We start from the raw sequence: 26,827 nt of genomic DNA, 5'->3' as shown, positions 1-26,827 counted from the left end.
GCCACATACAATTTATAGCAAACTACGTCCTTGGAAACCAATGAAATAGCGATGACACAAAGATTGCAAGGTTATTTCCTTTATTCGCAAATGTGAATTGCAACAATGTAGGTAATAATTTTTCATCATTCCTCTAAGATATGTAGACATGAAGTGAATTAGTGATGATTGTGTTTCCCAGCACGCTAATTGGAGCCATTTTTTGTATTCATACCTTTTATTGGTATTAAGGATGAGGGAAATGATGTTAAAAGATAAGATCTGCGTTGTTACCGGTGGTGCGCAAGGAATTGGGCGTTGTATTGTTGAAACCTTTGCGTCTAATGATGCAAAGATGGTATTCGCTTGCGATATGAATGCTGCGGTTATGGCAGAACTTGAGTCTCAGTACACAAATGTACGTGCTGTTGAGCTAAATGTGTGTGACCGCTCGAGCATTGCCAACTTTGTCGAGAAGGTGAAAGCTGAATTTGGTCATATAGATGTATTGGTAAATAACGCGGGTATTACTCGTGATAATTTGATTGATAAAATGACTGAGGATGACTGGGATCTCGTATCGGACGTTAACCTCAAAGGTGTTTTCAATATGACTCAGGCTATCGCGCCTGTGATGATGGAATGTGGGGCCGGTTCGATTATTAGCATGTCTTCTGTTGTGGGTACAGACGGTAATGTCGGACAGAGTAACTATGCGGCCACCAAAGGCGGCGTGATAGCGATGACTAAAGGCTGGTCGAAAGAATTTGCCCGCAAAGGGGCTAAGGTTCGTGCCAACTGTATCGCTCCCGGATTTATCGAAACGCCGATGACTGTCGATTTGCCAGAAAAAATTCTGGATTATATGAAGAAGAAAACGCCGTTGCAGCGCATGGGAACGCCTGAAGATATTGCCGAAGGTGCCTTGTTCCTTGCCAGTGAACGCTCCTCGTTTATCACTGGTCAAACACTGAAAATTGACGGCGGATTAGTCATCTAAGTCTTGTACTGTTAGCAATAGCCATCGGCAGTTCCGGTGGCTTTTTTCGTTATAACTCGCCATTAAGTTGTGTCAGGGGGCGCTTACCATTTCATCATTGGAGCCGGGTTAAGCGGGTGCTTCTTGATTTGCAGCCAGGTGAGTTGGACCAAGCGCTTATGAAAACCTGCATTGGGCAAGGCCTTTTTCACATCAGTGATGAAGGCTGGTGAAACCCCGCACTTAATCATCCCTAAAGAAAAATCCACCAAATCACCGCGTCTGAATAATTCAACTAGCGGATAACGCTTATTCTTAAACGGCCTTAATTTATGGTGCTCATTGATAATAAGCTCTATCTCTTCAGTCCATTCCTGGAGGTTATTTGCCTTGAGGTAGTCATTGGCTTGCTTTATTGACGGTGAAAGATAGTCAACGGTATTGTCACTCCAGATCCCGATGTCATGAAAGGCGGCTGCAATAATGAGTTTTTTGCGTTCTTCTTCACTGGGGATGGTCAGGTAAAAGCAGAAGTTCAGCATTCTGGTGACATGATTTTTATATCCTTCAAAGTCATCGCCGATGACAGGCTTCCATGGGGCTAAAATTTCATCAAGTAATGGGATTTGGGTTTCGACTGACATTATGCTTCCTTAGGCTCATTGATGAAGTGGTGTGAGCCTCTGATAATTATTGGTCACGCCTAGGTGTTTCTCTACAGCTAATACTGACAATTATGATAGTAAAACAGACAGAGAGCTTTGGGCGTTGGGAAGTTATCTGTTTTGCTCTAAGTGACTGAACATGAGCTAAACGAAGCATGAAATAAATGATAAAAACACTATACAAAGCGTTAAATGCTGGTAGTATAAACCCCGGCCTGTAATCAGACCTATTTATATGAAATACAAATTATGCTTTTAGAACGCTTCTCTACACCTGCTTACCAGCTAGTTTCATGAAGTTTCCATTCATAATTATTCCTCACATAAGTAATTCTTTTCCCGGCTATACACGCATTATGCGAATTATTTGTTAAAAAATTAGGATATAATCATGTCTAAATCTACTGGTACCGTTAAGTGGTTCAACGAAGAGAAAGGTTTCGGTTTCATCACTCAGGACAACGGCGGCGCTGACGTATTCGTTCACTTCCGTGCTATCGCTTCTGAAGGTTTCAAGACTCTTGCTGAAGGTCAGAAAGTTTCTTTCGAAACTGAGCAAGGCCAAAAAGGTCTTCAGGCAGCTAACGTAGTTAAGCTGTAATTTAAAGATTATTCTTTAAATGACAAAATGCTGGCCAAGGCCAGCATTTTTTGTATCTGACAGTCCAATTCGTTCTGCGGAAACTTACTCACTACAGCTTTCAATGGCCTCTCTTCGTAAGCTTTTTGTACCTGGCACCTATCGCCACCCAGCCTCCCACCTCAAGACCTGACCGCCTAATTGAAGTTACCCGGTATTTTAAATCGATTTTTGCGGTTATCTTGTTCTGAATGGTGTTTTAGTCCACCTGGTCCAAAATGTATTGATATTGTTGGGGTGGGGTGGTAATTTAATAGTCCATGTGGTCTATTAAAGTGTTTTGGCGAGGGTGTAGAGGGGGAGATAAAATGACAAAGGTACTTGTAGCAGGAGCAACGGGCTATCTGGGGCGCTATATCGCCCACGAGCTGCAGAGCAGAGGTTATCGGGTCACTGTAGTCGTTAGAAATTCAGCAAAGCTTACCGCTTTCGAGAAAGCACATTTCGAGGTCATAGAGGCTGAGGTGACAAACCCAGACTCATTGGCGGGCTGTTGCGATGGTGTGGACGTTGTTATCTCAACAGTCGGTATCACCAGGCAAAAAGACGACCTGACCTATATGGATGTTGACTATCAAGCCAATCTGAATCTGTTACAACAGGCGCAACAAGGTGGGGTTAAGAAGTTCATCTATGTCTCCGCCCTAAATGGTGAAAAACTGAAACACCTGAAGATTTTTCAGGCCAAAGAAGCTTTCGTCGATGAGCTTAAAGCTTCTGGGCTTGGGTATTGTGTTATTCGTCCCAATGGCTTTTTCTCTGATATGGCTGAAATCTTTCATATGGCGGAAAAAGGGCGCGTATATCTCTTTGGTGACGGCACGCTGAAAGGAAACCCGATACATGGCGAGGATTTGGCTGAGTATTGCGTCAATGCGATTACCGCTTCGGACCAAGAGCTTAATGTTGGCGGGCCGCAGACGCTGACACAAAATGAGATAGCGAGTATAGCTTTTGAGGCTTTGGGGACGACACCCCAGATAACCCATATTCCAGACTGGTGCCGTGTTGCTATTTGTAAAATACTTACTACGTTTACCAGCAGCAAGTTTTACGGGCCGTTTGAGTTTTTCCTGACGGTAATGGGGCGCGAGATGGTAGCACCGCAGTACGGCAATCGTACGTTGAAAGAATACTATCAGGGCTTAAATGATAAGACGCCAGAGAGTGCTTCCTAGCCGCTATTTTCAGGTAGGTTCAATACCGCTGGGAACGAAAATTCCGGACAGCCGTCCGGAATTTATCGTCTTGTTGCCGTTGGTTACGCGTTCGTGAGTTATTGCAACTGTTTGACACTGTCGCGCTCTACCAGGGTTGGCTCAAGCTGAATGACCTGGTTGCTCTCGCGTTTACTCTGGATCTTATCCAGCAACGTATCAACGGCTTGCTGACCAAGTCGGTGCTTGGGCTGGTGGATAGTGGTCAGAGAAGGCGTGATGTATTTGGCCAGCTTGATATCATCGTACCCAACGATGGAGAGATCCTCAGGGACAGAGAGGCCTTTTTTGTGTGCCGTGTTGATCACCCCCATTGCCATCATGTCATTACAGACAAACAGCGCAGTGGGAAGCGGGCCACGCTCGTAGAGTTTGTTAAAAGCTATTTCTCCGCCTTCACACTCAAAGCTACCGCTAACAATCCAGTCTTTGTTGATTTCCAGCCCGGCTTCTTCCATCGCCTGTACAAAACCAGACAGTCGCTGCTGGGCGGGAAGCTTATCCAATGGGCCGGTCAGGCAGCCAATCTTCTTGTGACCCTGCTCGATTAGGTGCCGAGTTGCCAGGTAGCCTCCATGGTGGGAGTTATCCTGAATTTTATCGCTCGGAAAATCAATTGGCCCCCAGTCCATCACCACTGTCGGTACAGGTTGATGGCGAGTAAACAGATCAAACTCTTTGCCTTCTACTTCGCTGCACATCAACAGCAGGCCGTCGACACGCTTTTGCAGCAAGGTGTCGAGGTTGGAGTGCATACGCTCGACATCACCTTCGGTATTGCAAAGAATTAGGTTATAGCCCTGCTGATAGCAGCGGCGCTCGACGCCTTTGACCACTTCACCGAAAAACGGGTTGGTCGAGGTCGTGACAAGCATGCCAAACGTGCGAGTATGGTTGACTTTCAAGCTGCGGGCGAGGGCTGACGGGGCGTAATTAAGCTCTTTAACAGCAGCCTGCACCCGTACGGAAATATCCTCGCTGACAAAACGGGTCTTATTCAGGACGTGGCTGACTGTGGAGGTGGATACCCCGGCATGCTTTGCAACATCTTTGATTGTCGCCATTGAGTTCTCCCTGACAATACCAGATATCTGGTACAGCCTATATAGCCGCCCCGGTCAGTGACATGGGAAGCTATACAGGCGATTGACTAAATTAGTGCTCAATCAGAAAGCGTTCCACTTCTCTACGGTGTGGAATGGAAGTCTGAGCACCCATACGTGTAACTGAAATTGCAGCGGCTGCATGTGCAAATCGAATTGCCGGCTCTAATGCTCGCCCTTCCTGCAAAGCAGTAAGCAGTGCGCCATTAAATGTATCACCGGCAGCGGTCGTATCTTTTGCCTCAACACGGAAGCCCAGAACTTGTTGCCCTTCACCATTCTGGCTTAGCCACACGCCCTGACTGCCGAGAGTGATCATTACCTGCTTGATACCTTTAGTATGCAATACATTCGCGGCCTTTTGTGCCGATGCCATATCTTCGACTTTTACACCGGTCAGCAGTTCTGCTTCAGTTTCATTTGGTGTAATCATATCAACAAGTTGCAATAAGTCATCTGATAATGGCTGTGCAGGGGCTGGATTGAGAACCACCCGCGTACCAGACTGCTTGGCAACCTTGGCGGCAGCTTCAATAGTTTCGATAGGCGTTTCAAGCTGCATTAACAGGGTATCGGCATTTTCGATCAGGTGATGGTGCGGCTGAATACGGGCCGGGCTGAGGCAACCATTGGCCTCGGCAGAGATACAGATACTGTTTTCGCCGGTGGCGGCAACCTGGATCATGGCGATACCTGTCGGTACACCTTCTTCGATCATTACTGCTTCGGTGTTCATACCTTCTTTGGCGAAGGACTCACGCATCTCGCGACCGAAGCTGTCGTCGCCCACGCTGGCAATAAATGCGATGTCTGCGCCAAGGCGCGCTGCCGCAACTGCCTGATTAGCCCCTTTGCCGCCGGGAATAACACAATAGCTGTGGCCATGCAGAGTTTCTCCCGGACGCGGGAAAGAGGCTACTTGCAATACATGGTCGGCATTGACGCTACCAAGAACAACTAATTTATTCATATCGGGACCTTTTATCACTAACTGCCGTTTTTATCTGGCCAAAATGTATGGGTTAGCATTGCGGGATAGAGGCTGCTAAACGATGCACTTTGGGATAGAGTTGAGGAAGAGCAGGCCCTAGTTACAAGGAAGAGCAAAAGCTTGTATTAATTAAGGCTTAAGCTCTTCCTGTAGGAACTATTACTTAGTAATGACTTTTAGAGGAACAGGAATGTTTGCCTCTACAGATTCACCCTTAAGCATCTTGTCAGCTGTTTCTACACCCAAAGCACCAATCATATCAGGCTGTTGGGCAATTGTAGCGCCTAGTTTGCCACGCTTAACTGCTGCAATACCGTCATCTGTACCATCAAAGCCAACGATAAGAACGTCTTTGCCTGATGCCTGTACCGCACGCAGGGCACCCAGTGCCATTTCGTCGTTCTGGGCAAATACCGCCTGAACATCTGGGTTAGCCGCTAGCATGTTTTCCATAACGTTCAGACCTTTGGTACGGTCGAAGTCAGCAGGCTGGCTGGCAAGCAGGTCCATACCGTTTGCTTTAACTGCATTCATGAAGCCTTGGCCACGCTCACGGGCAGCTGATGTACCAGCGATACCTTCTAGCTGGATAACGCGCGCTTTTTCACCCACTTTTTCCATGATGTATTTACCGGCCATTTCACCACCGGCAACGTTGTCGGAAGCAATGTGGCTAACAACTTCACCACGGCTTGCACCACGGTCAAGTGTCAGGACAGGGATCTTAGAACGGTTAGCCATGCGAATGGCGTTAGAAACTGCATCGGAATCGGTTGGGTTGATAAGGATGGCCTTCACACCGCGAACGGTAAGGTCTTCGATGTTAGATAGCTCTTTGCTTGGGTCGTTCTGAGAATCAAGAACAATCAGCTTATAGCCTAACTCTTGTGCTTTCGCCTCTGCACCTTCCTTCATGGTGACGAAGAATGGGTTATTTAGCGTTGAAACAACCATTGCCATAGTGTCTTGTGCAGCAGCTGTTGTGCTGAATGAAGCGGACAATACAGCGGCAGAGATTAGAGTTGCTAACTTTTTCATTCTGTTTTCCTTTCTACATATGTCGGGTTGGTTGCGAGCAGGGGAAGCCGCCCGCGTTACTAGTTTTACCTAGCTACAGAGGTTACTTATTTTTGTTATCTACCAAGACTGCCAGCAAGATGACGACTGCTTTGGCAATCATTTGGTAGTAGGACGATACGTCCAGTAGGTTTAGTGCGTTATTTAGGAAGCCGATGATAAGAGCACCAATCAAGGTACCCATAATACGGCCCTTACCACCGGCCAGGCTGGTGCCACCCAGTACGACGGCAGCAATCGCGTCCAGCTCGTATCCCATACCGGCCGTTGGCTGCGCCGAAGAAAGACGAGAGGTGACGATGATGCCAGCTAAGGCTGCTAACAGGCCGCAGATTGCGTAGACGCCAATCTTGACGCGATCTACATTGATGCCCGAAAGGCGAGTTGCTGATTCGTTACCGCCTAGTGCGTAGATATAGCGGCCGAAGCGAGTATGGTTTAGTAGATACCAGACTGCGGCGAACACGATAACCATCAGCCAGATTGGAACCGGAATACCCATAGCATAGCCAGTACCGAACCAGGCAAAGCTGTCTGCTACGTCAGTAAAGCCGGTAGAAATTGGACGACCGTCAGTGTAGACCATAGTGACACCGCGGAGCAGGGTCATGGTCACCAGGGTCGCAATAAAGGCCTGGACCTTACCTTTGGCAATGATCACACCACTGATTGCTCCCAGTGCCGCACCAGCCAGCAAGGCGGTTGGTACTGCGATGATCACCGGGATCTCCATGCCGATCATGGTGGCGGCAAAGGCGCCACAAAGGGCCAGTACCGAGCCGACACTGAGGTCAATTCCGGCTGTCAGGATAACCAGTGTCATACCTACTGCGATAATCGCGTTCACCGAGGTCTGGCGCAAGATATTGAGGATGTTATCGACGGTAAAGAAGTTAGGGTTAAGGAAAGACACTACCACGATAAGAAATACCAACGCGATCAGTGATTTTTGTTCAATTAACCATTCTTTGCTAAATAGCTTGTTGCTACCGGTTTCTTGTGTTTTGGCCATAGCGTTGGTGCTCATGCTGCTACCTCGTTGATTTGTTTACCCACAGCGCAGGCAAGTAATTTTTCTTGATCGGCATCAGTGGCCATAAACTCACCGCTGATTTTACCTTCATGCATAACCATAATGCGGTCACTCATGCCGAGAACTTCTGGCATTTCTGAAGAAACAAGGATGATGCTCATTCCTTCTGATTTGAATTGGTTAATTAGCTGATATATTTCTTTCTTCGCACCGACATCGACACCACGGGTAGGTTCATCGAGGATCAGAACCTTAGGCCGGGTCATTAAGCCTTTGGCAATTGCCACTTTTTGCTGGTTACCACCAGAGAGGTTGCCAATGATCTGGTTACGACTTGGAGTCTTGATATTGAACAGGCGAATAAAGTCTTCGACAGCTGTGACTTCATCATAATGATTGATCTGCACGCCTTTCGTCAGGTGATCGAGCGAACAGATAGACATATTCTCTTTGACTGAAAGCCCTAAAATCAGGCCGTCGCCCTTGCGGTCTTCGGAAATATAGGCGATGCCGTTGGCAAGACCGTCCTGTGGACTGACTGGGTTGATGGTTTTACCATCAAGAATAATGTCGCCGGACTCGCGGGCAAGGGCACCGTAGATAACTTTCATCAGCTCGGTACGACCGGCACCCATCAGGCCGGAGACACCCAGGATTTCACCGCGATCTAACGTGAAGCTTACGTTGTTAACGCCGGAGCCTGTCAGGTTTTTAACTTCGAGGCAGGTGGTACCATGCTTAACATCGATGCGAGGGTATTGCTCGTCCAGACGGCGACCTACCATCATTTCAATCATGGTATCTTCGTCGATATCGGCAACCTGGCGTTCGCCAATGAACTTTCCGTCACGCAGTACGGTGATGTCATCGCAGATCTCGAAGATTTCTTTCAGGCGGTGGGAGATATAGACAATACCGCAGCCTTCCTCGCGCAATTCATTAATCACCTTGAACAGTGATTCTGTTTCGGTATCTGTCAGGGCATCGGTCGGTTCATCCATGATGATAACCTGCGACTTGAATGACAGCGCTTTGGCAATCTCGACCATTTGCTGTTCACCCAGGCTCAACTCACCCAGCAACTGGCGTGAGCTGTGCTTGACGTTCAGGCGCTTGAGCAGAGTATCTGCTTCGCGGTACATCTCGGACCACTTGATACCACCGAAGGCATTGGTTTTCTCACGGCCAAGAAAGATGTTCTCGGCAATCGTCAGCTCGGGGATCAGGTTGAGTTCCTGGTGGATGATGCTGATACCCGCTTCCTGAGAGTGGCGCGGGCCGTTAAAGTTCACTTGTTCGCCCTGGTAGCGGATTTCACCGGCATCCATGGCGTAAATACCGGTAAGTGCCTTCATAAGGGTCGACTTACCTGCGCCGTTTTCGCCCATCAAAGCCATCACTTTGCCGGGGTAGACATTCAGGCAAGCATTGTCGAGTGCTTTTACACCCGGAAACGCTTTCTCAATGCCTTTTAATTCTAAGATTGGCTGTTTCATGTCAGTTCCTTGCAACTAAGCAGAAGAGTGAGGTGTTAAAACACTACGCCGGACTGAAAAATCACATTGGCATATGGGGTGCATTCACCAGTACGGATCACCGCTTTGCTGTTTTGGGTATGAACCTTGAATTCTTCGTGGCTGACATAGGAGATGTTGATTGACTTACCGCACAGTTCTTCTTCGTTACGGATAAGCTCGATCAGAGCATGGTGATGGTCCGGGCTTACGTGCAGGAATTCTTCTGCCAACACAATCCCTTCAATCTGCATTTCGCCAAGAACGGCTTTCACTGTATCAATGAAAGCAGGTACACCAGGAATAAGTGCGAGGTCGATACGTTGGGTTTCATCAGGAACAGGAAGTCCGGCATCACAGATAGTGATTTCGTCGGTATGACCTAGGGTCGCGACGATGTAAGACAATTCAGCATTGATGAGTGCGCTTTTTTTCATGGGTTGCACCTTATTTATTCATGGTGGTGATGCGTTGTGTCAGCCAGCCTTGGCTATTCTTCCTTGCTGTTTTTTTATACATCGAAACGGTTGCGCAATCGTTTCGATGGCTGTAAATGTAAAAGCAAACGTTTCGATGCGCACCTGTAAAGATAGCAAAGTGTGACTTGGGTCAGAACAAATATGCTTTTTCTGAATAAATGGCGGAGTGGATCACATTAATAAAAAATGAGAGTTCATATCCTTGAGATATAGTTATTGCACAACGTTTCATAATGTGAATGGTTAGCGTCAAGTTTATGTGATTTTATGCAAATTACGCCTGAATGCTTTGAATTAGGAGCAGAATCAGGCTTATCATTTGCTCCTGCTCTTATTCAATGAGGTATGGTGTCTGATATGTCACTTTCGGCAGTGAACTTCTTACCGCTTTCCCTACTGCTTGCGCCGGTATCCGCGTTGTTGCTGTGGTTTGCACTGAAAAAGAAAAAAGTCTGGCTGATAAGGCTGGCAATGGTCGGTCTGGTATTCGCCGCACTGCTTTTGGTTGTTTTCCAGTACCTGGATTTCAAGCAGTTCGAGAATTGCCTGTCACAAGGGGCAAATTACGGTGTTTTCCGTGGTTCTTGCATTCAATTTAACTAGCATAGTGTCGCGATGATAACCTGAGAGGAAGAAAAACAGGCGAGGGCATGGCTGCCTGGTTTCAACTGTTCAACGCCATTCTCGTTCTTGTTGATAAGCGCACATACCTCCTCCCCGCCATCAAGCCTTACTGATATTTCTGCGGTGCTGTCTCCGTTCTGAATGTCGCCGATAGTACCGTACAGCCTGTTATCCAGCAGCGGATCATCAGGCTGCTCGCGACAAACTTGTATGGACGGCCCTTTTACCAGTGCCACAACATCCTTGCCTGCACTTAGCTGTAAGCGCGTCGTACTGCCGTGGGTAACGGTTGCGATAACCTGTTGCTTATTTTGCAATGAGATAAACACACGATCATACAGGGCGTGGTTTTCGATGCTGCTGATGGTACCGAAAAACTGGTTTCGAGCACTGGTCTGCAACGAGAATTTTGCCATTACACCAAGCAGGCTATGAAGCGGCGCGTCTTTATCATTCAGAGCCTGGAGTCCCATATTCTGGATTGTATCCAACAAGTCATACATTTGGACGATACGCTGACCAAAATTAGTTAGAGATGCGCCACCGCCACCTTTTCCGCCTTTTTCGCTGGTGATCAAAGGGGTTTCAGAACGTGTATTCATATCCTTGATGGCATCATAGGCGGCTTTATAACTGATCCCTGCCTGCTTGGCTCCCTTGCTAATAGAGCCAGTTTGCTGGACGGCCTTGAGCAAAGCAACACGGCGGGGATTGGCAAAGACCTTTCCGTTCTCAGAGAGGGTGAGCAGGGCGTCGAAATCCATAATTGAAGGGCCTGTGTAAGCGAAAAATAGAGCTAAATCATGAGTGTAACGGCATAATTGACGTAGAGTATAGCGAATTATTCTTTCAGGCATAAGGTTGCCTCAGCATTTATCAGGACATAGCGATGTTAGATATGGCTAAACAAACGTTACTTTTTATTCTCAATGATGCCCCTTATGGCTCAGAGCGATCGTTCAACGCGCTGAGGCTGGCAATTAATCTTAATGAACAAGAGAAGACAGAGACCAGCATCAAGATTTTCTTGATGTCTGATTCGGTTTCCTGTGCCCTTGTTAAGCAGGCTCCTTCAGAGGGCTACAACATTCAGCAAATGATCGAAATCCTGATTGCGCAGGGGGCAGAGGTAAAGCTGTGCAAGACCTGTACAGATGCTCGCGGGTTAACGGCGCTGCCGCTGATTGAAGGCGTGGAGATAGGAAAACTGGATGATTTGGCAACATGGACGCTCACTGCAGATAAAGTCGTTAGTTTCTAGCACCGTTTTTTAGATTCACCTTTTTACATCGAAATTCGAGGCAAAATGGCAATATTAGATATACTGACTGTTCCAAATGAGAAATTAAAGCGCAAAGCATCACAAGTGGAAGACATTGCTGCCGTGCAACCACTCATTGATGACATGCTTGAGACCATGTACAGCACGGATAATGGTATCGGCCTTGCGGCCACTCAAGTAGGGCGAACAGAAGCTATTGTGGTAATAGACATTTCTGACTCCCGCAATGAGCCACTAGTGTTGGTTAACCCGCATGTTGCAGGCGGCGAGAATATCGCGGCGGGTCAGGAGGGCTGCCTGTCTGTACCAGGCTATTACGCCGATGTCGAGCGCTATACCAAGGTCAAGGTGACAGCGCTCGATCGTCATGGTCATGCGATTACTATCGAACGTGATGATTTCCTGGCAATTGTAATGCAGCATGAGATTGATCATCTCCAGGGGCAGCTGTTTATCGACTACCTGTCGCCGCTTAAGAAGCAGATGGCGCTCAAGAAAGTGAAAAAACACCTGAAGTTAAGTGCTTAAGTATCTTTCATTGAAGGCGAAGATAACCTGCTCGAATAGATAAAGCGCAAGACAGTAAAAAGCGAGAACCCAAGGGTTCTCGCTTTAATTATAACTAAAGGTTATGCGAGTAAATTACGCTGTTTGTAGCTCTTCTTTGGCTTCCTGCTCAGGATCAGCTTCAATCAATTTGTTCAGGCGAGGAGCCAGAATCACACAGACCACACCGACTACCGCTGAAGCGACGGCCAGGGCGTAGAAGTAGTTACCGTAAGATACTAAGCTTTCTACCGGTGTCATCTCAGCTTCGCCGGATGAAGACAGGCCTGCCACCCAGGCACCTGCTACGGATGCCAATGCCAGTGTCATGTTCCATGCACCGTAGATAAAGCCGCGGATACGGCTTGGGAACAGCTTGGCGATGGCAGAGAGGCCCAGCGCCGAAATCAGTAGCTCACCAATGGCAAACAGGAAGTGAGGCGCGGCAATCCAGAATGGATTTAGCATGCCTTTCTCGTCGCCAAAGTACTGGGAGAAACCTGCACAGGCAAACGCCGCCGCACAAATCAACATACCCAGCGCGAACTTACCCGGCATCGACAAGTCTTTGCCTTTTTCGCCCAGTGTCGTATAGATGTGAGCAAGAATCGGACTCAGGAAGATAACCCACATCGGGTTCAGGGACTGATAGGATACCGGGTTAATCGCGATACCGAATACTTCAGGTACAATATTGTTGATTGCAAAGAAGTTAAGCGATGTTGGCATTTGGTTGTAGAGAATAAAGAAGGCGAGTGCCTGTCCCATCAATACCAAGCCCACAACCATACGCTTGCGGCTGGTTGGTTTTTCTTTCTTCATTTCTTTGGTTATGAGGAAAAGAATAACCAGAGCAGCGACGGCCAGAACAAACTGCGCCAATGGCAGGTTAGTTAGCAGGTAGCTGGCTGCGGCAACAGCGAGCAATGCACCTGACAGGAACAGGCTGTTGGTCTTGAACGGAACCACGCGCTTGTCGGCTTCGGTTGCCTGCTTGATTTTCTTGTTCAGCAGCAGGTAAGTCACCACGTTCACAGTCATACCCACGGCCGACAGAATGAAAGCGGATGTCCAGCCAATGCTGTAGGCCATGATTGGAGCACCTAGCTGTGCTAGGAAGGCACCAATATTGTTGACCATATAGAACAAGGTATAGGCTCCATCAAGACGCGGGTCGTTCTTGTCATAAGAAGCGGCAATGATAGTAGGAGGCGCAACACTACCAATACCACGACCGACAGCGACCGTACCCAAACCGATAAATACGAAGTGCGGCTGCGCCGTTATCGCCGAATAGGCAATGATGAAATAACCCAGCCCCTGGAAGAAGAAGCCCCAAACCAGCGTCCGCTTGGCGCCAAGTACCTTGTCGGCCAGCCAGCCACCGACGAACAGCATGGCAGCGCCCAAAGCGGCAAAGGCACCGAAGGTTGCAAACGAGGTTTTCTGATCGATACCCAGCTCGTCGCCCAAGAAGACTGGCAGGATAGCCCAGAGACTATAGAAAGACAGCGCCCACCAGAACTGGCATGAACATAGGATATAAAAGGTCAACGGATGACGTTTTTTCATTGTTTATTCTCCATCACAGCAGAGGACGCTACAGAGCTTCGGTATAGAATGTCTTGTAGGCACGGTACAATTCGTAAATATCGAACTTGGAGGCCAGTTCGAACGGCGAGTGCATAGAAAGTAAGGCAGCACCGGCATCGATGGTATTAATGCCATAGTGCGCGAGGTATTTAGCCACAGTGCCGCCGCCGCCTTCGTCCACCTTGCCAAGCAAACCGGTTTGCCAGGTGATTTCGTGGTCGTCGAAAATACGGCGAAGAGCCGCGACATACTCGGCATCGGCATCATTCGATCCGGCTTTGCCGCCATGGCCAGTATATTTGGTCAGCACAAGCCCGTAGCCCAACTTGGAGGCGTTTTGTGCATCATGCACAGATTCAAATAACGGGTTAAGCCCGGCATTGACATCTGAGGACAGGGCATAGGATTTCCACAGACAGCGACGCAGCATCTGGTCGTTATACTGTGTGCCTGCCTGACGGATTAATAACTCGCCAGTGAAAAATTCAAGATAGCGGGATTCTAGACCTGTTGCACCAGACGAGCCAATTTCCTCTTTATCTACCAGGAAGCAGACAGCTGTTTGTTCCGGAGTCGGAATTTCCAGGATGGCTTCGAGTGATGTATAGGCGCAGATACGGTCGTCCTGGCCATAGGCACCAACGATACCCTGATCAATACCAACATCACGTGCATCACCGGCAGGGACTAGCATTAGCTCGGCAGAGATGAAGTCAGGCTCTGTGATTTCATACTTCTCGTGCAGCTTGATAAGAATGTGCTGTTTGACCTTGTCTTTGATCTTTTCGTCATCGAAGGACATAGGCACAGAGCCGACGATGATTTGCAGTTCTTCACCTTTCAGGACTTCTGCAGCATTACGTTCGCGCTGAACTTTCTTGTCCAGGTGCGGTAGCAAGTCCGGGATGGTGAAAACAGGGTCTTGAGGGTCTTCACCGATAACAATATCTACGGCACGGCCTGACTTAGTCACTACAACACCGTGCAAGGCCAACGGGCGAGAAGCCCACTGATACTTCTTGATGCCGCCGTAATAATGAGTACGCATTAGCGCCAGCTCATTCTTCTCGTACATCGGGTTAGGCTTTAGATCCAGGCGAGGGGAATCGATATGGGAAACGACAAATCGAATACCTTCACAAATAGGACGTTTGCCTACAACAGTTAACACAACGTTCTTATTGCGGTTGATGAAATATACTTTATCCCCAGCGACTAGTTGTTCAAATTCTTCAATAGGGCGGAAGCCATGCTGCTTGGCTTCTGCAATAGCTGCTTTCACGCATTGGCGTTCTGTTTTTCCTGCATTGAGAAAATGTTTGTAGTCTTCACAGAAATGATTGATCTCATCGATTCGGTTATTTTCAAGATTGAGCCAACCATTAGTGTATTGCAGTGTATCCATTGCGTAACTCCAAATGTCTATATGAACTTCGGGGCGGAGATTATCATTCTATCAAACAGGGGTTTTGTGAGCATTATCCTCTTATCATTTAAAATTAACGCGGAAGATTCTGCTGGTATCGATTGGGTGTGTAGTTGTTGCTATGTGTTATTGCTGTTTTTGATGATAGGTGCTTTAAATTCAAATGAAATGATTGTTTAACTAAGTTATTTGCTTGTATGCAGTGAATTTACTGAATTTGAATCTTACTGTTTATAGTCATAACAAATAAAAATAAAACATATTTCATTGGGTAATCATAATAATTTGCGGTGGAAAATTAATCTTTCGTGCCACTGATTTTTTATGTGCAACTGGTTCACTATATTTTTTTAACCTAAGCATTAGTTATTCTAATGGTAAATGTTATTTGTCAGCTTTGTTAAAATTTATAAAATATTAGTAATTAAAGTGTCAGATCGTAGAAATTTGAGGAAATTTGACACTATAGAGGTATGGTATTTCTTATAGTGTAACGAAATTTCTCATTTTAATTACTTTTTGTGCTTAAAATAACCCTAGTTATTCAAGGTGCTTATGGTTGAATATGATCTATGTATCATTAGCAGTTCTATTTCAGTGTTTTATCCTGTAATTGGGCATTGCTCACAAAAAAATAAACATTACTAATTATAATCGCCTACAAGTTGTTAAGGATGAGAGTCAATCATCTATATATAGGTAAAACTAATAAAATTAATTACTTGCTTATATAGAGAATACAATACCTTTTACTATCTGATTTTAAATGATGAGAGTGGCGATTAGTTATCTCGCATTGTTCGTATAAACCGTAGGGCTTATAAAGCTTGCGTCGAGAACTGATTTATTTTGAAGTGCCATAGATATTCGTAACACTTATTAATAGTGAATAAGTGCTAGGTGTAGATGGCATGTGGTAGTGAAAATAAAAATCGGTGATAAATATGTCAGAACTATACGATGTCATCATTATTGGTGGCGGCTCGGGCGGTATGTCAGCAGGTGTTTATGCAGCCCGCGGCAAAATGAAAACGCTAATTCTTGAAGATAAGCGTAATACCGGTGGCCAGGCAGCAACAACCAGCGAAATGGAAAACTATCCGGGAATCCTTGAAGCAACCGGCCCGCAGCTCATGGATATGTTCCGTGACCACTGTAATAAGTTTGGTGTCGAGTTTGCCCGTGGTTTAGTTACGGATATCAGTATTGCAGAAGATGGTTTCATCAAAACGCTGAAAACCAACAAAGGCGAAGAGTTCCAGACCAAGAGCATCATTATTGCAACCGGAGCAACGCCTCGCATCCTGGGTATCAAGGGTGAAGCAGAATTCCGTGGTAAAGGTGTTTCTTACTGTGCAACCTGCGATGCGGATTTCTATGAAGAGCTGGATGTTGTGGTTGTTGGTTCAGGTAATACGGCAGTTGAAGAGTCTGTCTTCCTGACCAAGTTCGTGAATAAAGTGACCATGATTGTCTTGCACGATCAGGGCATTCTGGATGCGGATCGTACGGCACAGGAACAGGCTTTCGCCAACGACAAAATCGAGTTTGTATGGAACTCAGTGGTGGAAGAGATTTGTGGTGACGAGCTGGTTGACGGCGTGAAGCTGAAGAACCTGAAAACAGGTGAGATCACTGAAATGTCGACCGACGGTGTGTTCATGTTCGTTGGTACCGTGCCGAAGACTGAATTCGTCAAGGAGCTGATTGAGCTGACACCGCAGGGCTACGTGATCACCAACGAGAAGCAGGAAACGAGCGTTCCGGGCATTTTCGCAGCTGGCGACGTAACCGATAAGTTCTTACGCCAGGTAGTAACAGCGGCAGGGGATGGCGCAGTTGCAGCAGTAGCAGCCGACCGCTATATCGAAGAAGAAGAGAGTTGGCGTAAGTCTGTTGCCGAGTTTGACGGCACAGCTATGGTGGCATTCTGGAACCCGCTGAGCAAAGAAAGCCTGGATGTTATCAACGAACTTGAAGTGCACTGTAAAGATCAGCCGGATCAGCGTGTCGTGACTATCGATACCTACAAGAGCCAGAACATTGCCAACCGCTTCAATGTGAAAGAAGTGCCCGTAGTAATCAGATTTGACGCTGGGCAGGAAGCCAAGCGAGTAGATGTGAAGGATATCGCTGAGTTAGAAACTCTGTATTAAGGGAAACGCAATGATCGAATTGAACAAAGAAAATTTCGATACTGAAGTTAACGTCGACGGTGTTGTCTTGGTTGATTTCTGGAGCGAAAACTGCGGCCGATGCATTGAGCTAATGCCTGATGTCATCAAACTGGCTGAGCAATACGGTGAAGAGATCAAATTCTGCAAGCTAAACATCCAGGGTAACCGTCGTTTGGCAATGGCGCAGAAAGTGATGGGTCTACCTTCAATTGTGTTCTACAAGAACGGCGAAAAAGTGAAGCACCTGTCTGGTGAAGAGCTTGAAATTGAAGAAATTGCACAAGAAGTTGAAAGCTTCATCGCTGAAAAAGCGTAAGGCCAACTGAAAAGAATTTGTATTGAATAGGTTATCTAACCTGTTGAACAAATAGAAAAACAACGTTTCACACTGAAACTGCGTTTTTAGAAAACATGTTGTACCGGGCAACTGGCAACAACATAACCTTAGTAATCTGTACCCTTGGAGTGAACAATGCTCAAAGATAAGAAAGTTATTATCTTGGGAGACAGAGACGGTGTTCCAGGACAGGCTATCGAAGCTTGTATCAAAACTGCTGGCGCACATGTTCTTTTCTCTACAACTGAGTGTTTCGTCTGAACCAGCGCAGGTGCTATGGATCTGGAAAACCAAAAGAGGATTAAAGGTTTTGCTGACGAGTTCGGCCCAGAGAATCTGGTAGTCGTACTTGGTGGTGCTGAAGCGGAAGCTTCTGGCCTTGCATGTGAAACCGTGACAAACGGCGATCCTACTTTTGCCGGACCATTAGCCGGAGTCCAGTTAGGACTCTCTTGTTATCATGTGGTTGAGCCGGAAATTAAAGACAATGTGGATTCTGACGTCTATGACGAGCAGATAAGCATGATGGAAATGGTACTTGATGTCGATGCCATCGTGGCAGAGGTCAAAGAGTATCGTGAGCAATTCGGAAAGTATGTTTAATCGGGAGAAAGATTGTGTTCGCTAATAAAACAGTGATCATTCTTGGAGACCGCGATGGCGTACCTGGTCAGGCAATTGAAGCTTGCATGAAGACCACAGGTGCTCACGTTGCTTTCTCTACTACAGAATGTTTCGTTTGAACAAGCGCAGGCGCAATGGATCTTGAGAACCAAAAGCGGATTAAAACCCTTGCCGAGGAAAAAGGCGCAGAGAATCTTGTTGTGATTCTTGGCGGCGCAGAAGCAGAAGCTTCTGGCCTGGCATGTGAAACCGTCACCACCGGCGATCCGACTTTTGCAGGACCATTGGCGGGAGTCCAGTTAGGACTTTCTTGTTATCACGTGGTTGAAGACGAAATTAAAGAAGCCGTCGATCCGGCAGTCTATGACGAGCAGGTCGGAATGATGGAAATGGTACTTGATGTCGATGCGATTAAAGCGGAAATGCAACAATACCGCAGCGAAACTGCATTAGCATAAGTATATCTCAATGCTGGTTCGGGTCAGGCCTCTGGCTCGAACCTACTATCCGGCTCGGATGCAGGAGTAACAATGGGATACGCAGTAATTAAAGGTGTGAGCTATGTGCTCGCCCATACCCCAGATGTATTGATTCAACATGGTTCGGTACAGGTGCAGTCTCGGGCTAAAGACCCGGCAGACAGCTATTTACAGCAGCTAAAAGACCACCTTCGTCCTTATGAAGACGTGGTTTCTTACCCGGCCAACCAGTGTTATATCGGTAACCTTACCCCACAACAGTTGGCAGATATTCCCCAGCCATGGTTTGAGAACAAAGAACATACTTCTCACGAAGGCAAGTTCGGCGAAATTTATAGCCAGGAAAGTTTCTATGCCATGTTGAACCACGTAGACGTGTTCAACCTGGTTCATTTCACTCAAGAATTTATTGACACCTATCAGCCAAAGGTTGGCCAGCATGCCCTATACGGTGATGTTGACCTGTTTGCCGGCCACCAGCTTATCACCAAAGATGAGATCCTGGCGCTGGTTGAAAATCATCAGGCGGAAGTGCTGATGATGAACAGTGAGCTGGTCGGCTGTGTGAAAGCCGCCCACGACGAGGATGAAAACCTGTCTGCCCATATTATGCTTGAAAACTTGTGTACCAAGGCATCAGGCGTAATGGCGGCCATGCACCTGAAACAGCAGGGTATTGAGCTCGACAAGGTTGATTACCTAATCGAATGTTCGGAAGAAGCCTGTGGTGACATCAACCAGCGTGGCGGCGGTAACTTCGCCAAAGCGATTGGTGAGGTTATCGGCTGTAATACCGCAACGGGTTCGGATGTACGTGGTTTCTGTGCGGCACCTGCCCACGCGATGACACTGGCTGCCGCCTTGGTTAAATCCGGCGTATTCAAGAACGTGATGGTTGTTGCTGGTGGCGCCGTTGCCAAACTGGGCATGAACGGCCGTGACCATGTTAAAAACGACATGCCGGTACTGGAAGACTGTCTGGCTGGCTTTGCCTGTATGGTGACAGAAAACGACGGTATCAGTCCTGAAATCAATACTGATATTGTTGGTCGCCATCAGATCGGTACCGGCTCCTCTCCACAGGCTGTTATGACAGCACTGATTGCCAACCCGCTGAAAAATGCCGGTATGGCAATGACTGACATCGACAAGTACTCTGTCGAAATGCAAAACCCAGAAATTACCAAGCCAGCAGGTGCCGGTAATGTTCCGGAGTCAAACTACAAGATGATTGCGGCGCTAGCGGTTAAAGAAGGCCAGCTAGAGCGCACCCAGCTACCTCAGTTTGTTGCTGAGCATGGTATGACAGGCTTTGCACCGACTCAGGGCCACATCCCGTCAGGCGTTCCATTCCTGGGCTTCGGTCGCGAAATGATTGTCAACGGTGACATCAACAACTTCATGATGGTCGGCAAGGGCAGCTTGTTCCTGGGCCGTATGACCAACCTGTTTGATGGTCTGAGCTTTGTGGTTCAGAAAAACAGCGGCAAGCAGGAAGAAGTGTTTGATGAGGCTCAGGTCAAGCAGGTTGTTGCCCAGGCAATGCGTGATGTGGCTGAGAACTTGTTAAATCGCGAACAGTAATCGGAGGTTGCTATGAGTAACATCAATCAACAACTGTCCGATACCTTCAACGCCATGGCTGATGGCCTGCTTAGCGGCCAGTTTGGCAAGAAGACCCGCATCGCCCTGACATTAGTTGGCAGCGAGCATGGTCCTCAGGAGTTACTTCGCGGCGCTCAGTTGGTCGCTCGCCAGTATAGCGATATCGAACCGGTACTGATTGGCTGTGACGATCCTGAGTGCGGATTCGAATGCTATCCGGCGGCCGATCTTCACGAGTGCCACAAGGTGATGGAAGGGCTGTTCGCTGACAAAAAGATCGATGGTTGTGTGACCTTGCATTACGCATTCCCGCTGGGTGTGAGCACCATGGGAAAAGTGGTAACCCCGGGAACAGGTCGTGAAATGATCATCGCCTCGACAACGGGTACCACAGATACCAACCGCCAGGCAGCACTGCTGAAAAATACGATTTATGGTATTGCACTGGCCAAGGCGAGCGGTATCAAAAAGCCAACAGTCGGTGTTTTGAATATCGACGGTGCGGCACTGTGCGAGCGTAGTTTGCGTGAGCTTGCCGAAGGCGGCTATGACATCCACTTTGCGGAGTCTGGTCGTGCCGATGGCGGTATCGCAATGCGAGGCAATGACCTGCTACAAGGCACACCGGATGTCATGGTGACTGATAGCCTGACCGGTAACCTACTTATGAAGATGTTCTCTTCGTTCACCACTGGCGGCAGCTATGAAGCATCAGGCTTCGGCTACGGTCCGGGGTTGGGTGAGGGCGCTTCCGACAAGCTGATAAATATCATTTCAAGAGCCTCAGGCGCCCCTGTTGTAGCCGGCGCGATGAGACTGTGTGCAGATGCTGCAAAAGGGAGTGTTATGAAGCGAGTCGATGAAGAGTGGGAAGCGGCGTCGTTGGCCGGGTTGAACAGCGTGCTGGCCAAGTATCGCCAACCTAAGCAACCGGTAGAGGCCAAGGCAGAAGTGACTGCACCACCGGAGAAGGTTACTGACGCAGAAATTGGCGGTATTGATATCCTCGAGATTGAAGATGCCTGCCAGGCGCTGTGGAAGGCTAACATCTTTGCCCGCACAGGCATGGGCTGTACCGGCCCGATAGTGTTAGTGGCAAGAGACGACTTGGAGCAGGCACGGGCACGGTTAACCGAAACTAAGTTTATCGGCTAATGGTGACAGTCGCCAAAACCTCCAGCCAATCTACTTCGATGGCAAGAGAAGTCACACACTAGGAAATTCGCGAGCGCGAAATCGGCAGCATCGAGAGTAGCGCCATGCCATCCTGAATAAGAACACATGATTTTTGTTTAGGGTGGTATCCACCGTCCGTTACTAAGGATATAGAGATGACAGAAACAGTAGTGCGTCTTACGCAGATGACCAAAAAAGCTGGGTGAGCGGCGAAAATTGGCCCTAAGGCCATGGCGCAGGTTCTGCAGTCCATTTCACCCCTATTTCCCGAACAAGCGTATCCCGATCTGATGGTTGGGTTGACGGTAAGTGATGATGCTGCCGTCTACAAAATCACTGATGATGTTGCCGTCATCCAGACATTGGACTTCTTTACTCCAATCGTCGATGACCCGTATGACTTTGGTGCCATAGCTGCTGCAAATGCACTCAGCGATGTTTACGCCATGGGCGGCCAGGTAACATTGGCAATGAACATATTTTGTGTTCCGAGTGATCTTCCCCAGGAGATCGTTGGCCAAATCCTCAAAGGCGGTGCGGAGAAAGTCCGTGAGGCCGGAGCGGTATTGGTCGGTGGTCATACCGTCGAAGACGATGAACCGAAATTCGGTTTGTCGGTAATGGGTACGATCCATCCCTCTAAAGTGCAAACCAAAGCTGCTGTTGACAGCGGCGATATTCTGGTACTCACCAAGCCGATTGGTACTGGCTTAATTTCAACCGCAGCAAAACGGGGTAAGGCGAGTCAGCAGGCTATTACAGCCTCAACCGACAGCATGAAAAAGCTTAACCGTAAAGCTGCTGAAATTTTCGCCCGCTATCCGGTGAAAGCCTGTACCGATGTTACTGGTTACTCGCTTCTTGGTCATGCCTTGGAAATGGCCGAAAAGAGCGATGTATGTATGCACTTTAACGCAACCCAGGTGCCGTTTCTGATCGAAGCCGAAGACTACGCAGCCCAGGGGTTATTTCCCGGTGGTGCCAAGCGTAATCTGGATGCTTACCGAGACGAGATTGAGTTCGCACCGGATCTTGATGAAAGCTGGCAGCGCAAGCTGTGTTGTCCGGAAACCTCCGGCGGCTTGCTGGCAGCCGTACCCAAAGATTGTCTGGACGCTTTATTAACTGAATTTAGCAATAGTGAAGAACCATGTTGGGTTGTCGGGTACGCCGAGGCAGGAGCCGGCATCAAAGTAAGCCATTAGTACGGATATTGAAGGCTACCCATCCCAATTGACGCTTGTTTGGAGATATAAATGAAACTCGAACTAGGCAATATTCATGTTCGTGATTTGGCTTTCGGGCCAGTGAGCGAAGTAAAAGAAAATACTGTGGTGATTGAACAGCAAGCACTTTTGAACCACCTGTGCGAACTGGATCACCGTATCCGCTCGATTGAACTATCAATCGCAAAACCAGGCGATAGCATCCGTATCATGCCGGTCAAAGATGCTATTGAACCTCGAGTGAAAGTCAGTGGTGGTGGCGACATCTTCCCTGGCCGTCACTTAGGCGAAGAAGCAATGGTGGGTGAAGGTCGTACGCATGTGCTGAAAGGCATGGCGGTGATCACTACCGGTGAGGTTGTTGGTTTCCAGGAAGGTATCCTGGATATGAGCGGCCCGGGTGCACAATACACACCATTCTCTTCAACCATGAACCTGGTTATTCAGTGTGAAGTGGATGACTCATGTAACCAGTACGACCACGAAGGTGTACTACGCCTTGTTGGCCTGGAAGCAGGTCGCTGGATTGGTAAGCTGGCTGCAGATGTAGAGCCGGATGAAATCCAGACATACGAAACCAAGCCATTGCTAGAGCAGGCTGCCGAGTATCCTAACCTGCCAAAAGTTGGTTATGTCTACATGCTGCAGAGCCAGGGTCTATTGCACGATAGCTACTACTACGGCGTTGATGTGAAAGGCATGCTTCCGACACTGATGTACCCAACAGAAGTGATGGATGGCGCAATCATCAGTGGTAACTGTGTATCTGCCTGTGACAAGAACACCAGCTATGTTCACCAGAACAGCCCGGTTATCTACGATCTTTATCGTCACCATGGTTCGAAATACAACTTCATGGGCGTTATCGTCACTAACGAAAACGTTACTCTGCGTGACAAAGAACGTTCATCTAACTTCGTTGTTAAGCTTGCCAAGCAAATGGGTTGGGATGCAGCGATTGTCAGTGAAGAAGGCTTTGGTAACCCAGATGCCGACCTGATGATGAACTGTGCCAAGCTAGAGGCTGCCGGTATTCAGACTGTCTTGCTGACTGATGAATATGCAGGCCAGAACGGTGAGAGCCAGTCATTGGCAGATTCACACGAGAGTGCGAACGCTGTTGTGACTAACGGTAACGCCAACCAGCTAGTGACACTACCTGCAATGGACAAAGTGATCGGTCACGACCGTTATGCAGATATGGTTGCTGGTGGCTTCCAGGGTAGCTTGCATGAAGATGGCTCTATCACGGTTGAAATTCAAGCGATTCTTAGCGCAACCAGTGAACTTGGTTACCATCACCTCACCACTAAAGCAAGCTAAGCGAGGATACTCACATGACATTGAAAGTAGTTTATTACTTGAACCAGTTCTTCGCCCAGAAAGGTGGTGAAGAGATGGCCCACACTCCAATGGAGGTGGTTGAAGGTACAGTTGGTGTTGGTTCTCAAGTGAACACAATGCTACAGGACAAGGCAGAAATCACACATACCATTATCTGTGGTGACTCCTACTTCAACGAAAATGAAAGCCAGTGCTGCCACGGACTGCAAGAAATCTTAACTCAGCTGAAACCGGATCTCATCATTGCGGGTCCTGCTTTCAACGCCGGTCGTTACGGTATGGCTTGTGGTACGGTTGCCAAAGTTGCTCACGAAATGGGCATCACCACAATTTCGGGTATGTATCCTGAAAACCCTGGTTATGAACTGTTCCGTCAGTATGCGTACATGGTTGAAACAGGTAACAGTGCAGCGAGCATGCGCAAAGCCGTTCCTGCAATGGTTAAGTTGATTAACCGTTATGTAGAAACCGATGGCGAAGTAGGTTCTCCAGAAGAAGCGGGTTACATGCCTCGTGGCATCCGTGTGAACTTCTTTGCAGAAAAACGTGGTTCTGAGCGTGCCGTTGACTTGTTGATTTCCAAAATTGGTGGTCAGGAGTTCACAACTGAATATCCAATGCCAGTGTTTGACCGCGTTGAGCCTCAACCTCCTGTTGAAATGATGAGCACAGCTAAGATTGCGCTTGTTACATCAGGTGGTGTAGTACCTAAGGGCAACCCAGACCATATCGAATCTTCAAGTGCATCTAAGTATGGCGAATACAGCATTCGTGGTTTGGAAACCTTGACGGAAGAGACTCATGAAACAGCGCACGGCGGATATGACCCAGTTGCTTGTAACCAGGACCCTAACCGAGTTCTTCCAGTCGACGTGTTGCGAGACATGGAACGAGAAGGTGTTATCGGAAGCCTGCATGACATGTTCTACACCACGGTCGGTAACGGTACGGCGGTCGCGAAGGCGAAAGAATACGGCGCAGAGATTGCGATGAAGCTACAGAAGGCAGGGGTGACAGCTGCTATATTCACCTCCACTTGAGGCACTTGTACTCGTTGCGGCGCAACGATGCTCAAAGAAATCGAAAGAGTAATGCCTGTAGTTCACGTTCTAACTGTCGTGCCTATTTCTAAAACGGTTGGTGCAAACCGTATTGTTCCTGCGATTGCGATCCCTCACCCACTGGGTGATCCAACAATGCAGCCGAAAGAAGAGAAATACGCGCGTCGTCAACTAGTCGAAAAAGCACTAAGTGCACTTCAGACTAAGATTGATGAGCAGACAGTGTTCTAAGCATTAGAAAACGATAGAACAAGAAGCACTCAAGCCAGCCGGTTTACCGGCTGGCTTTTTTAGTGTCAGAGTGCAGGTTAAAGATAGATTTCCTTTTATTCGGGATGAGAGTGTATTGTGTTTTAGTATTGAGTTTTCAACCCCATCTAGCTTCCCCCTTCTATCAACTCTCTCGATCTCGTTACCTTTTCGTACAAGGGGAAGAATATTCTCTGATGTTGAACAACCACGCTCATCTACAATCATTTCTGTTAGCCGAATAAGACTAACTTCCTATTGATGAAAAATGTACAGGTACAGAGAATAACTCTCCCCCTTGACTGAAATAGTAACTTGGCAACGGTTGTCACAAGAAGGGGGAGTTGGAGGGGGTTGCTTAGATTAGGCTCAACTTTATAACCTGAAGCAGGAGATAGTCGGCAGGGGAAAGGATCCCCGCCATGGCGGGGATCCTGATTTGGAGAAAGGGGAGGGCTAGTAAATACCCTTGAAGCCAAGAGAATCGAGACAGGATTTGATCAGCTGCAGATCGATGAAACGAAAATCAGTTTGTTGTTTTTCGGGGAACCGGGTATCAATCTCTTCATCGGTAAGAGTCAGGTGTGTTGGGTTAGCTTTGCATAGGGCTTGGTAACGTTCGATGGTCTGCTCGATAAGGTTTAATGATTCTATATCCAGCTCATCATGGTTATTAAGCACGATGATACTGCGATAGGGTGTTTCATGCGGTTTAACACTTCCTGCGAGAGGGTGGGAGATAATTTTCCCGCCAAGATGTACTTTGTCTCTGGTAAGCATCAATACATCTTCAATATGATTTCTGGATGTACATTGTATTTTGGTGTTTAGCTCAGCAATGCTTGGGTTGTTAGTAATTATTTCGAGTCTATCGTATCTCATGTTTATCTCCCTAAATAACCAAGCCAATGAAAAAATAAAGCTTTATTGGTCATAAATTGTTCTGTTGGTAGCGGTTATTATAATAAAAAGATCAATTCTAATAGCAGGCAAATATCTTGTTTTTGTTATTTGTTAATCAAAATTAGGATATCTAATGACACTCATTAATTTGTTAAAGGCTAATGTGAATGGTTTGTGATTTTGCTGTTTTATTTTTGGGTAAATAAATGTGTTACTAGCGGGATGTGACTGCAAAAAATGTTAGCTAGTTAACCAAAATAGAAATAAGTTTCATATAAAATCATCTTTGCCGGAAAGGTCACAGAATGACTGTTAAACACTTTCAAATCATAACCTTATTAGGTACATTACACCCATCGAAACGCGGAAGTGGATGGGGTCTGGTGGCCCTCCCGGTCTTCAAAACCGACGTGAGCTGAATAGGCTTTGGCAGGTTCGATTCCTGCTCCTTCCGCCAACTCTTTTTAACGTTACAGTCAGTTGATTGTCCATTCAAAA

General features: G+C 47.4%; 26 protein-coding genes and 1 tRNA gene. 16 read left to right on the top strand and 11 right to left on the bottom strand.

All coding sequences use genetic code 11. From position 1 onward, the window contains the following. Window positions 1-244: 244 nt before the first annotated feature. Entirely contained in the window at window positions 245-979 is a 735-nt protein-coding gene (gene fabG / locus BIT28_RS17715; RefSeq protein WP_075766240.1) for a 3-oxoacyl-ACP reductase FabG, read from the top strand. Window positions 980-1,062: 83 nt separating this feature from the next. Here fabG and BIT28_RS17710 read toward each other — a convergent pair whose 3' ends face one another. Continuing rightward, window positions 1,063-1,602 carry an HD domain-containing protein gene (locus BIT28_RS17710; protein ID WP_075766138.1) on the bottom strand — a complete coding sequence of 180 codons (540 nt, stop codon included), beginning with the start codon at window positions 1,600-1,602 and terminating at the stop codon, window positions 1,063-1,065. 412 nt (window positions 1,603-2,014) lie between these two features. Between BIT28_RS17710 and cspE the strand changes: the two genes are divergently transcribed. Together cspE and BIT28_RS17700 are read left to right on the top strand one after the other, a co-directional pair. Continuing rightward, entirely contained in the window at window positions 2,015-2,224 is a 210-nt protein-coding gene (gene cspE / locus BIT28_RS17705; RefSeq protein ID WP_075766136.1) for a transcription antiterminator/RNA stability regulator CspE, read from the top strand. A 347-nt stretch (window positions 2,225-2,571) separates the two neighbouring features. Continuing rightward, a complete protein-coding gene (locus BIT28_RS17700; RefSeq protein WP_075766134.1) occupies window positions 2,572-3,441 on the top strand; it encodes an SDR family oxidoreductase in 870 nt (289 codons plus the stop codon). Window positions 3,442-3,539: 98 nt separating this feature from the next. Here the strand turns inward: BIT28_RS17700 and BIT28_RS17695 are convergent, their stop codons facing one another. The 6 genes from BIT28_RS17695 to rbsD form a co-directional block, all read right to left on the bottom strand. Further along, entirely contained in the window at window positions 3,540-4,544 is a 1,005-nt protein-coding gene (locus BIT28_RS17695; protein ID WP_075766132.1) for a substrate-binding domain-containing protein, read from the bottom strand. 91 nt (window positions 4,545-4,635) lie between these two features. Continuing rightward, a complete protein-coding gene (gene rbsK, locus BIT28_RS17690; protein ID WP_075766130.1) occupies window positions 4,636-5,553 on the bottom strand; it encodes a ribokinase in 918 nt (305 codons plus the stop codon). Window positions 5,554-5,733: 180 nt separating this feature from the next. Continuing rightward, complete coding sequence (gene rbsB / locus BIT28_RS17685; RefSeq protein WP_075766128.1) at window positions 5,734-6,612, bottom strand: ribose ABC transporter substrate-binding protein RbsB; 879 nt, start codon at window positions 6,610-6,612, stop codon at window positions 5,734-5,736. Between the two features lie 82 nt (window positions 6,613-6,694). Further along, the gene (gene rbsC / locus BIT28_RS17680) at window positions 6,695-7,678 is read right to left on the bottom strand and encodes a ribose ABC transporter permease (protein WP_075766126.1); all 984 of its coding nucleotides are present in this window, start codon (window positions 7,676-7,678) and stop codon (window positions 6,695-6,697) included. After that, entirely contained in the window at window positions 7,675-9,180 is a 1,506-nt protein-coding gene (rbsA, locus tag BIT28_RS17675; protein ID WP_075766124.1) for a ribose ABC transporter ATP-binding protein RbsA, read from the bottom strand. Before rbsA ends, rbsC begins: the two co-directional genes overlap by 4 nt. Window positions 9,181-9,215: 35 nt before the next feature. Next, on the bottom strand, window positions 9,216-9,635 hold the full coding sequence (gene rbsD, locus BIT28_RS17670; RefSeq protein ID WP_075766122.1) for a D-ribose pyranase: 420 nt from the start codon (window positions 9,633-9,635) through the stop codon (window positions 9,216-9,218). 399 nt (window positions 9,636-10,034) lie between these two features. Here rbsD and BIT28_RS17665 point away from each other — a divergent pair, with 399 nt between their 5' ends. Continuing rightward, complete coding sequence (locus BIT28_RS17665) at window positions 10,035-10,280, top strand: hypothetical protein (RefSeq protein ID WP_075766120.1); 246 nt, start codon at window positions 10,035-10,037, stop codon at window positions 10,278-10,280. On the opposite strand, the gene BIT28_RS17660 is transcribed toward BIT28_RS17665, so the two are convergent. Then, window positions 10,277-11,065 (bottom strand): TOBE domain-containing protein, encoded by a 789-nt coding sequence (locus BIT28_RS17660; protein WP_245823746.1) that lies wholly within the window; start codon window positions 11,063-11,065, stop codon window positions 10,277-10,279. The two genes, BIT28_RS17665 and BIT28_RS17660, sit on opposite strands and share 4 nt — an antisense overlap. Before the next feature lie 125 nt (window positions 11,066-11,190). On the opposite strand from BIT28_RS17660, the gene BIT28_RS17655 reads away from it, so the two are divergent. Both BIT28_RS17655 and def read left to right on the top strand, forming a co-directional pair. Beyond that, complete coding sequence (locus BIT28_RS17655; RefSeq protein WP_342743779.1) at window positions 11,191-11,562, top strand: DsrE/DsrF/TusD sulfur relay family protein; 372 nt, start codon at window positions 11,191-11,193, stop codon at window positions 11,560-11,562. A 45-nt stretch (window positions 11,563-11,607) separates the two neighbouring features. Beyond that, the gene (gene def / locus BIT28_RS17650) at window positions 11,608-12,111 is read left to right on the top strand and encodes a peptide deformylase (protein ID WP_075766118.1); all 504 of its coding nucleotides are present in this window, start codon (window positions 11,608-11,610) and stop codon (window positions 12,109-12,111) included. A 114-nt stretch (window positions 12,112-12,225) separates the two neighbouring features. On the opposite strand, the gene BIT28_RS17645 is transcribed toward def, so the two are convergent. Beyond that, a complete protein-coding gene (locus tag BIT28_RS17645) occupies window positions 12,226-13,701 on the bottom strand; it encodes an oligopeptide:H+ symporter (protein ID WP_075766116.1) in 1,476 nt (491 codons plus the stop codon). Between the two features lie 28 nt (window positions 13,702-13,729). Next, a complete protein-coding gene (locus BIT28_RS17640; protein ID WP_075766114.1) occupies window positions 13,730-15,127 on the bottom strand; it encodes an aminopeptidase in 1,398 nt (465 codons plus the stop codon). A 965-nt stretch (window positions 15,128-16,092) separates the two neighbouring features. On the opposite strand from BIT28_RS17640, the gene trxB reads away from it, so the two are divergent. From trxB to grdB, 9 genes are all read left to right on the top strand, one after another. Then, the gene (gene trxB / locus BIT28_RS17635) at window positions 16,093-17,304 is read left to right on the top strand and encodes a thioredoxin-disulfide reductase (protein WP_075766112.1); all 1,212 of its coding nucleotides are present in this window, start codon (window positions 16,093-16,095) and stop codon (window positions 17,302-17,304) included. Between the two features lie 10 nt (window positions 17,305-17,314). Further along, window positions 17,315-17,641 (top strand): thioredoxin TrxA, encoded by a 327-nt coding sequence (gene trxA, locus BIT28_RS17630; RefSeq protein WP_075766110.1) that lies wholly within the window; start codon window positions 17,315-17,317, stop codon window positions 17,639-17,641. A gap of 156 nt (window positions 17,642-17,797) precedes the next feature. Beyond that, a complete protein-coding gene (grdA, locus tag BIT28_RS17625; RefSeq protein ID WP_083651932.1) occupies window positions 17,798-18,265 on the top strand; it encodes a glycine/sarcosine/betaine reductase complex selenoprotein A in 468 nt (155 codons plus the stop codon). A gap of 14 nt (window positions 18,266-18,279) precedes the next feature. Next, the gene (gene grdA / locus BIT28_RS17615) at window positions 18,280-18,744 is read left to right on the top strand and encodes a glycine/sarcosine/betaine reductase complex selenoprotein A (protein WP_089153690.1); all 465 of its coding nucleotides are present in this window, start codon (window positions 18,280-18,282) and stop codon (window positions 18,742-18,744) included. Window positions 18,745-18,816: 72 nt separating this feature from the next. After that, complete coding sequence (grdC, locus tag BIT28_RS17610) at window positions 18,817-20,349, top strand: glycine/sarcosine/betaine reductase complex component C subunit beta (protein ID WP_075766104.1); 1,533 nt, start codon at window positions 18,817-18,819, stop codon at window positions 20,347-20,349. A 12-nt stretch (window positions 20,350-20,361) separates the two neighbouring features. Next, entirely contained in the window at window positions 20,362-21,525 is a 1,164-nt protein-coding gene (grdD, locus tag BIT28_RS17605) for a glycine/sarcosine/betaine reductase complex component C subunit alpha (protein WP_075766102.1), read from the top strand. Window positions 21,526-21,701: 176 nt separating this feature from the next. Next, the gene (gene selD / locus BIT28_RS17600) at window positions 21,702-22,751 is read left to right on the top strand and encodes a selenide, water dikinase SelD (RefSeq protein WP_083651929.1); all 1,050 of its coding nucleotides are present in this window, start codon (window positions 21,702-21,704) and stop codon (window positions 22,749-22,751) included. Between the two features lie 51 nt (window positions 22,752-22,802). Next, on the top strand, window positions 22,803-24,095 hold the full coding sequence (locus tag BIT28_RS17595) for a glycine/sarcosine/betaine reductase component B subunit (protein ID WP_075766098.1): 1,293 nt from the start codon (window positions 22,803-22,805) through the stop codon (window positions 24,093-24,095). 14 nt (window positions 24,096-24,109) lie between these two features. Then, window positions 24,110-25,408 carry a glycine reductase complex selenoprotein B gene (grdB, locus tag BIT28_RS17590; protein WP_083651928.1) on the top strand — a complete coding sequence of 433 codons (1,299 nt, stop codon included), beginning with the start codon at window positions 24,110-24,112 and terminating at the stop codon, window positions 25,406-25,408. Window positions 25,409-25,882: 474 nt separating this feature from the next. Here the strand turns inward: grdB and BIT28_RS17580 are convergent, their stop codons facing one another. Then, entirely contained in the window at window positions 25,883-26,308 is a 426-nt protein-coding gene (locus BIT28_RS17580; RefSeq protein ID WP_075766092.1) for a GrdX family protein, read from the bottom strand. Between the two features lie 386 nt (window positions 26,309-26,694). On the opposite strand from BIT28_RS17580, the gene BIT28_RS17575 reads away from it, so the two are divergent. Then, window positions 26,695-26,786, top strand: a tRNA-Sec gene (locus tag BIT28_RS17575). Window positions 26,787-26,827: the final 41 nt, after the last annotated feature.

The sequence above is a fragment of the Photobacterium proteolyticum genome (assembly GCF_001939735.1).
GTDB classification, from domain to species: domain Bacteria; phylum Pseudomonadota; class Gammaproteobacteria; order Enterobacterales; family Vibrionaceae; genus Photobacterium; species Photobacterium proteolyticum.
The sequence above is the reverse complement of the archived record's forward strand: the minus strand, read 5'-3'. Positions and strand labels throughout refer to the sequence as shown.